6 protein-coding genes are annotated in these 7,070 nt (G+C 37.0%); all 6 read right to left on the bottom strand.

Annotated features, from left to right (window positions below):
* Positions 1-202 precede the first annotated feature (202 nt).
* The 6 genes from AAA943_RS08245 to AAA943_RS08220 all read right to left on the bottom strand — a co-directional run bounded on the left by AAA943_RS08245 (position 203) and on the right by AAA943_RS08220 (position 6,933).
* Positions 203-2,116, bottom strand: coding sequence for an ATP-binding protein (locus AAA943_RS08245; protein WP_338223755.1), 1,914 nt, complete (start codon positions 2,114-2,116; stop codon positions 203-205).
* Positions 2,117-2,298: 182 nt separating this feature from the next.
* Positions 2,299-2,646, bottom strand: a complete 348-nt coding sequence (locus AAA943_RS08240; protein WP_338223754.1) for a hypothetical protein — start codon at positions 2,644-2,646, stop codon at positions 2,299-2,301.
* A 486-nt stretch (positions 2,647-3,132) separates the two neighbouring features.
* Positions 3,133-3,666 (bottom strand): hypothetical protein, encoded by a 534-nt coding sequence (locus AAA943_RS08235; RefSeq protein ID WP_338223753.1) that lies wholly within the window; start codon positions 3,664-3,666, stop codon positions 3,133-3,135.
* A 178-nt stretch (positions 3,667-3,844) separates the two neighbouring features.
* Complete coding sequence (locus tag AAA943_RS08230) at positions 3,845-4,600, bottom strand: DUF6794 domain-containing protein (protein ID WP_338223751.1); 756 nt, start codon at positions 4,598-4,600, stop codon at positions 3,845-3,847.
* A gap of 154 nt (positions 4,601-4,754) precedes the next feature.
* A complete protein-coding gene (locus AAA943_RS08225; protein ID WP_084119322.1) occupies positions 4,755-5,705 on the bottom strand; it encodes a hypothetical protein in 951 nt (316 codons plus the stop codon).
* A gap of 55 nt (positions 5,706-5,760) precedes the next feature.
* Positions 5,761-6,933 carry a tyrosine-type recombinase/integrase gene (locus tag AAA943_RS08220; RefSeq protein WP_338223750.1) on the bottom strand — a complete coding sequence of 391 codons (1,173 nt, stop codon included), beginning with the start codon at positions 6,931-6,933 and terminating at the stop codon, positions 5,761-5,763.
* Between the last annotated feature and the right edge of the window lie 137 nt (positions 6,934-7,070).

The following is a 7,070-nucleotide window of genomic DNA, read 5'->3' as shown; positions in this document are numbered from 1 at the left end:
AGCTCATTTTTCACCCATTTATCGGGAATGGGATTCCAGCTGGATACCCTCACAAAAAATCCGGAGATCGTTGCATCGCTAATCCCAGCCTATTAGAAACTTTCCATTACTGAAGAAAACCCAATGCGGAAAAATCAGAAGGTTGAAAGAGGAGTTGTGCAACGGTTACCCGTGTTGGGCGTTCGTGTTTCTTTTTCTGTTGTCATATTGCTAGTCTTTTTTGTTGGTAAAACAGGTCAATTCCAGCTATGTCTGCATACCGTTCATTTAGTCGTTCCCTAAGATTGAAAAGTCTTTTTTCTGACGAGTCGACTATTTGAGAAAATAAGCAAATGTGAACTTTACCGATTTCAACTTTGTTGTCATTCTCAATTGTTTGAAAAGGCTGAACCTTCTCGCTAAAAGATTCACCGACTACAAATGCGTTAATATATGGATTGCCAATTATTGTCCCACAGTTTGAGAAATCTTCAATATAACCGACAGCTTGATTTCTTTCTTCTCTACCGATTTTAAAACCACCACGTTTTAGTTCAATGATTAATATCTTTCTTAGAGAACTCAGCCCGTTGTCATGGTCAAAATCCGTTGTCCCAGTGATTGAAAACGTAGAATTTCCCATTACGACAATGTCTGGTCGTTTTTTGTTGTTATTGAAAACGCTTTTGTCAATTTTTTTGCCGAATACTTTTTCAACTGTTGTTTGAAGTTGACTATTTGAAGAATATTCTGGAGAATCATATTCAGGTCCAAAAATCCATCTTGCATTGGCAATTAACGGGTGTAAGACATGTAATTCATCAACATTGGAGTCAGTCGATAATTTTCTAATAGCTTCAATGACTGAAATTCTTTTATCAATCTCGTCCAGCACTGTTAAAGCATCTTTTACACTCCAATTGTCCAACAGTTTATTTAAACCTTCAATGTCTTCGTGTGATAAGTTTGAAAGCTTTTGAAGTAGTTCGCTGCCACTTCTAGTTTTTTCTAATTTTATTACTGTTTCTAAAGCCAAAGAGATTGATTCATCTTTTGCAGTTGGATTAGTAATTGAGATATGGTGAACAGCTTCATTAAACTCATATTTACCCAAAGGACTTAATTCATTGTATTGTTTCTTGTATTGATTTCTAATGTGCTTTGTGGTTTCTTCAATATTGTCTTGTGCAATTTTGGAGAACATTTTTTGGACTTCTTCACTTATTGCTTCGTAAACCCTATCTAGTTTTTCGTCCTTTTTGAAACCTGTCCAATCTTCTTTTATAAAGTCCGCAAGGTCTGTTGTCTCAACTACTACTGTATATCTTTTTGCTTCTTTTGACCTTCCATCTAGAACCATAATATTACCAAGTATCCAAGAAGGCTCACCAACAAGTCTACCACCTTGCCAAATTGCAATTCCTTGATAGAGTGTTGATTTTCTTGATTTTTTGGAGTCAATTAGGTTTACTTGAAGTTTTATGTCATCAACTTCAACCGGATTCGACTCAATTAATCCTTTATGTTCTTCTAATTGAATTGTCTGCCTGTTTATTGAAACAAAAAATTTCGGGTCATGTAAAAATCTAGCAGATATTACTTCAAGTATTGTTGTAGGATTAGGTAAATTTTTTTCAACTACAACTTCTAGTCGGGTTCCTACTGACTTTGATTTCTTGAACGATTCTTCTTTTATTATGAAAGGTTGTTTTTCGCTCTTTGTAGTTAAAGTGAATGTTGATTCAACTCCATTTTTGTTTGTGATTACTTGATATTCACTATTAAAACACAATAATCCGTGTCTACCAACTCCGTTGCGACCGTAAGCATATCTTTGTAAATCAACGCCTTTAGGAAATTCGACCATTTTTCCCTGGTGCTTAAGTCTGTTATAACTTAGCTTCATCCAGCGATTGTAAAATTCTTCTTTAGTCAGTCCAGTTCCATTATCTTGAATTGTCAGTTTTTGTCCTTTTTCTTCTGGGATAAAAATGTCTACTTGTGTTGCTCCAGCATCCCAAGCATTTGCAACTAATTCAGTCAATGCAATTTCAGGTTGAGTCCCCAAACTTCCAAGTGTCCGAACTAAATAGTCGTCTTCAAATAATGTTCCTTGTATGAATTCTGTTTCTTTCATTGCGTTGTCTTTTTAACATGACGCCCAACGTTCCCACGCTTGGCGCAGTGGGGGATTTCGGAGAACTGAACTGTCAACATAGCACAAAGCTTGATAGAAGTATAAAACTTCAATTTTGCACTTCATCCCCCATTGCGCCAAACGTGTGTTGGCAGTAGTGTTTCTTCTTCTATTTCTGTTAGTTATAGCCATTTTAAGGTTTCAAATTTATTGTTTTTCAGTCTTAATTTTGGTCTGTAACCACCTTCAATATAACTGTCTGGTGAACACAAAGTATCTGTCTTAGTGTAAACACAAATTTTAAATGTCCCTTCTCCGCTTTGTGGTGTTTTTAGTTTAATTTTCTTTTTGTTTTCTATTTGGTCTCCTTTGATTTTGTCTGTCGCACCGTTAGAAGTCAAAGTGATTTCTTTTATTTCTATGTCGTCCAAAATTTCAAGTGTCACAACCAAAATTTCGTTTGGCTTCAGTCCTTCAATTTTCTCGTCATTATTGCAATTTGTCAAAACGGTCAGAGTAAAAATAGTCAATATGTAAATTCGTATTCTTATCATTTTAGTCCATCTTAGGTGTTGTCAATAGCAGCCAAAGCCAAAACAAAGACCAAAGTAGTCCAAGTCCGTTTACGATTAGAAGCCCCAAACTATTGTTGAATTTAGTCTTAAAAGTCAGTCCTGCAGTTATTAGCAAAAGATTTATTGAAAATGATATTGGCAATATTAAAAGTCCATAACCAAAAGGTCCGCCTGTCGATTTTAATGTCACGAAACTAAATGGCAAAAAGTAAAAATTTGTCAGAATTATAAGTGTCGATATAGTCCAATTTGCTGTTTTCACTTTCTTAATTTTCTCTAGTTGTCGTGTCTGTCAACATTACTGCCAACGTTTTGCAGCTACCCGAAGGTGGCGATTTCGAAGCACTTCACTGTCAACCAAGCACAAACTTTGATAGAAGCACAAAGCTTGATTTACCCACTGAACCGCCACTTTTGGGTAGGTGCTGTTATATGCTGTTTTTATTTCCATTCGTCTCTTAATTGTCGCCATTCTTTCCAAAATGTCAAGTAGCCTTTTTTGTCAAAGTCGTCTGTTGGGATTGTCTTTGGTAAACTTGTTTTATAAAAATTCTCAACTTGGTCTGCGAAGTCAATAACTATTTTTTTATAGGCTTCTTTGTCAATAGTTGCTTCTTGTCCGCTGTCAGTTAAGTGCTTAACTTTATTGTCGTCTATATGAATAATTGTCCAATCAATTCCGCTTGGGCAACCACAAATATTAACGAAGTCTTTTTCATCGTCTGCGATTATAAAGTGTCCGCAACAAGGGAGTAATTGACTTGCGTAGTCGTCTTTTTTATAATTCTCTTTTAGTGTCCGCATTAAATACAAAGCTGTTGCACTTACAGTCACGTCTAAACTGTCTTTGTCCGCAACAACTTCGTCTCCAATTTTTACAAAAACGTGTCCGTGTGCACAAAGGTCTGTTGAGTCGTCAACGTCCTTTATCCAATGAAGGTCTAATATTTTTATGTCAAAATTGTTGTCTTTCATTGTTTGCTGTACGTCTTTCTAAAATAGCATATAACGTTTGGCTATTTGCAGTGGCTGGCTTTTGAAAACGTTATTGTCCACCGTGACCCAACGTAATAGCGAAGATAAAACTTTTTACCTACACGTCCCCCAGCCATTGCAAATAGCTGCTGTTGGGCGCTGTGCCATCTAGCTCAATCTACTTCTTGGTCGTTTCCTTTTTACTTGTCAGTTTATCAAATTCCATTGGTCGTCCGTTTTTGTGTCGGTGATAACAAGTCAAAATTATCCAACTCATTTCTTCTGGGTCTTTTATTCCATTGTCAATGAAGTACTTTTGAAGTCTTGAGCCACCCCAAAGTCCCCAGTTATTTCGCATCCAGAGTCCAGGTCCGAACCTGTACGCCATTGCAACGGCCTTACTTTCTTCTTGTCCCACGAAATTGTCCTTTGATTTTTGCTCGTAAACTTTATCTAACTCAGTCACGCACTCATTTATGTCTTTATGAATGTAGAGTCCATTTAGTGAGTCCTTTTGTGTTTTAACAATATATGCATCATAGTCCGCCTTTTGAATTGCTTTCCATTTCTCAATTTGTTCGGCAAGTCTTACTTCTTGGTTGTTCAGTTGTCTGTGATATGAAATTAAAATTGTATGGTAGATGGGATGTGTCCCATAAAGCCCTAATTTGTTAAAGTACTTTGTCAACCGTGAACCATCATATAGTTTCCATGCGTGAAAAAAGTCTGTCCCGTTCTTAAATTCCCAATGGTCGTAGATACTGTCCTCTGGTAATGTCTTTATTAATTCTATTTCCTTGTCGGGCATCGTTTTGTCCAAGGTCTTAAAACACTGCTCAATATTTTTTGGAATTGGAGTCTCGTGTACGCTCTTCTTTTGTCCGTAAACGTCAACAAGAGTCAAAATTGTCAATGTGAATATTAGTAGTCTCATTTGTCCGGATGGCATTGCGCCCAACGGGATTCAGCTTGGAGACGGCGGGCTTTCGGAGCCGTATTCTTCAAGCTTACTCCGAACGCCTTAAAGATACTGATTTTCATAGTTACTCGGTACCGCCCGCTGTATCCAAGGTGATGTTGGCACACGTTTATCTTTTCACAAAGTAGTTAAATGTCCCTTTATGATATCTGTAAACATTATCATCGCCTTTAGAGAGGATTACTATTTCTGGAAAATCTTTCTCCCCAAAATCACCTCCGACATTAAACTGAATTCTTACGGTATCATTCTCTACAAATAAACCTTTTGAACACCCAATTATTTTATTGTTCGTGGTATCTGCTAATGACATATCTGAAACTTCACAATCAAAACTGGCATCTACTATTTTAAAATTAGGTTGCGATAAAAAGACCTTAACATCAATTAGTTCTCCAATTTCAACCGTATCAGGTGATATTGCTTTCATTAAAACAGGCTCTATTGCTTCTCCATTTCTATTTGTAGAATTCACATTCAATATTTGATTGCCATTTTGATATTGAATGTTTTCAAACCTTTTTTCTGCACATGATGCAACAATTAGTAAAGTGAAAATCATTAAATAGATTTTTTTCTTGGATGAATTATTATACCCATTTTCAACTTTAAATTGGTGCTTTGATACAATCATTATTGTGATAAGAGCCAAAACTAGAACTGCAAAATATATTGGCTCAGAATAAATGTATTCCCATTGTTCTCTTAAGGACATTTTTCGGCTTTCATTATTAACCATTAAGATATTTGAATAATCGAGCTTTTTGGAAATGCTGATAATTAAAAAAACTGAGGAGGTTAGTATTGGAAGAATGAGTGAATAACTTCCTATCTTCAAACCTAACTTTTTTGAGGTTAAAAACCCTAAACCACCAATTATTACTGTAAGCCAAAACAGAAACTCAACAACTATTTCCCAATATGGTCGTGCATATCCAAAAGTTCCTTGATTAAGTCCCCAAGTTAATTCATAATTTAAAAGATGATATCCTGCTTTAACAGCAAAATAACCTCCTATGAGGAGAAAAATTACTCCGATTAACTGGATTACTTTTTTCATTAAGTTTCTGAATGTGGGGTATCGTTTTGAAATGTGTGCCAACATCCTTATAAATCTACCTTCCCTTCCCAGTTTCGTGTATATCCGTTATGTGCGGGGTGGATTTGCCGGCTGTTTCTGAGGTCAAATTAATCAATTCGGTGATTTGGTCAAGCGGTGACACCACATTTTTGTTCGAAACTGCCAATACATGACTGTAGATTTCAGTGGTTTTGCTGCTTGAATGCCCCAACAATACTTGGATCATCCTCAGATTGGTCCCGTGCTGCAGTAAATGGGTCGCAAAGCTATGCCTGAGTGTATGAACTGTAGCCCAAGGATTGGCTCCGCTTTTTTGTACAGCAGCCCTGAAGATATTCTGAATGCTTTTGACTGAATATTGCCCTCCTTCCTGCCCTTCAAATAACCAATAGGATGGCTTGTATTGCTTGTAATACCTTCTCAATTCCCCCAGCAACACCGGCGATAGGACTGTTTTTCGATCCTTTTTATTTTTCGATCCTTTGATAAATAAGTAGCCCTCGTCTGAGTGGATATCCCTAATGCGAAGTCGAACGGCCTCGCTAATCCGAAGTCCTGCACTGTAAATGGTTAGCAGGATTGTTCTATGTTTAAGATTGGATGTGGCTTGAATTATTCCAGCAATTTCTTCCTTGCTTAAGATATTGGGAAGTGTCTGCGAAGCTTTGGGGCGCTGAATCTCATAGTATTCTCTGGGTTTTCCCAACACATGTTCATAGTAAGCCTTGATTGCATTGATCAGGCTGTTTTGAGCAGATTCAGAGATTTTATACTTGTTGATTTGATGGTAAACAAAACCTTCTATTTCTTCCTTGGTGATTGAGCTCAGCTCCCTTTGCTCAAAAAATCTCAAAAATTTAGAAAAGGCTGTGGAATAATTCCCCAAGGTAGATGGACTATAGGCCTTCAGCGTAAGCTTTTGCCGAAGTTGATCCAAAGCTTCCTGGCTTCGCTCAGAAAGGGAAAAAACCGGTTGGGCCTGTACCCGGTTTTCCTTATCCTCTTCAATTAGCTTTTCACCGAATAGCTTCCTCACTTGGTGTAGATTCTGGGGAGTATTCACCAGACTCCAGAGCTTCTGGGAAGGATGATAAAAGCTGGTGTTGAGCTTTTTGAATGCCTCCCGTTCTGATTTTAGGCTGTAAGGAATATACACCTTAAATCGGCCTGATTTCTCTCTTGGGATATATAAAACAATCTTTTCCATCTTTTTGGCAGAAAAATAAGTCTTCCGATAATTTAAAACCGACAACAAACGCTTACTATCGATTGTAAACGTTTGTTGTCGGGTAATTGTAAGTAAATCCAGACCCGTTGATTTTATCCTTTTTTAAAAAAATACAG

The organism is Algoriphagus confluentis, assembly GCF_036245625.1.
In the GTDB taxonomy this organism is placed as follows: Bacteria; Bacteroidota; Bacteroidia; order Cytophagales; family Cyclobacteriaceae; genus Algoriphagus; species Algoriphagus confluentis.
Note: the sequence above shows the minus strand (reverse complement) of the source record. Positions and strands in the feature narration are given on the sequence as shown.